The organism is Streptomyces sp. NRRL S-495, from assembly GCF_000966955.1.
GTDB lineage: Bacteria > Actinomycetota > Actinomycetes > Streptomycetales > Streptomycetaceae > Kitasatospora > Kitasatospora purpeofusca.
Genome location: NZ_JZWY01001329.1, coordinates 1 through 1,173, shown reverse-complemented (window position 1 = coordinate 1,173; position 1,173 = coordinate 1). Strand labels below are relative to the sequence as shown.

General features: G+C 77.8%; 2 protein-coding genes. Both read right to left on the bottom strand.

From position 1 onward, the window contains the following. Positions 1–597 (bottom strand): polysaccharide deacetylase family protein (locus tag VR45_RS41515; protein WP_045945170.1); only part of this gene is annotated, 597 nt, incomplete at its 3' end. Next, the coding region (locus VR45_RS41510) for an SDR family NAD(P)-dependent oxidoreductase (RefSeq protein WP_045945169.1) at positions 594–1,173 on the bottom strand (580 nt) is incomplete at its 5' end. The genes VR45_RS41515 and VR45_RS41510, both read right to left, overlap by 4 nt.

Below are 1,173 nucleotides of genomic sequence, written 5' to 3'. Positions count from 1 at the left end.
GAGGAGGGTGGCGCCGGCGGTGAGGTGGGGGCGGGCGGTGGCGAGGACGGTGGGGCCGGTGGCGCCGGGTTCCCAGTCGCGGCCCCAGGCCGTCCACAGGACAGTGCGCAGGCCGAGGCGGCGGGCGGCCAGGGCCTGACCGGCGGTCAGGACGCCGTAGGGCGGGCGGTACCAGAGCGGGGGCGCGCCGGTGAGGGCGGTCAACGCCTCGGTGGCGCGGCGCAGTTCGCGCAGGTCGCGGGCGGGGGCGGGGTAGTACTGGGGGCGGTGGTGCCAGCCGTGGACGGCGAGCTCGTGGCCCCGGGCGACCAGTTCGCGGCCGAGGTCCGGGGAGCGTTCGAGCATGGCGCCGAGGAGGAAGAAGGTGGCGTGCAGGCCGAGGGCGTCCAAGGCGTCCAGGATCGGCGGGGTGCCGCGCGGGTCGGGGCCGTCGTCGAAGGTGAGGGCGAGGTGCCCCGGGGCGGTGCCGTAGCCGGCGGTGCGGCGGGCCAGCAGGCGCTTGACGGGCGGCAGCCGGACGGCGGCCGGGGCGAGGTGGAGCAGTTCGACGCCCGCTGCGGCGCCGAGCAGGAGGCCCGCGCCCCTCCGGGTCCTCACCCGAACCGGGCCGCCATCCGCCGGAAGAAGCCCGGGGCGGCGCCGTGGATCCGGGCCGGGAAGTCCAGCCAGTGCGGGAGGAAGGCGCGGTCGCGGTCGGTGGTGAGCGCCGCGTGGACGAGGTCGGCCACCGCCTCGGCGGAGACGGGACGGGGGCGTTCGCGCTGGTAGTCGGTGCCGCGGGTGGCGAAGAAGGGGGTCGCCACCGCTCCGGGGAGGATCAGCCGGACGCCGACGCCGGTGCCGCGCAGCTCGTACCAGAGGCTCTCGGCGAACATGGTCAGCCCGGCCTTGGTGGCGGCGTAGGCGGCCTCGTCGCGGACGCCGACCTGACCGGCCATCGAGCCGAGCAGCACGATCCGGCCCCGGTCGCGCTCCAGCATCCCGGGCAGGAGCAGCCGGGCCAGCCGCAGTGGGGCGGCGAGGTTGACCTCCAGCATCCGGTCCAGGGTGTCGGTGGGGGTCTGGGCGAAGGGGCCGCGCCAGCCGAGGCCGGCGCTGGCGACCAGGGTGTCCACCCGGCCGGCGGCGGCGAGGGCGGCTTCGGCGAGGCGCTGGGCGCCGTCGGGTTTGGCG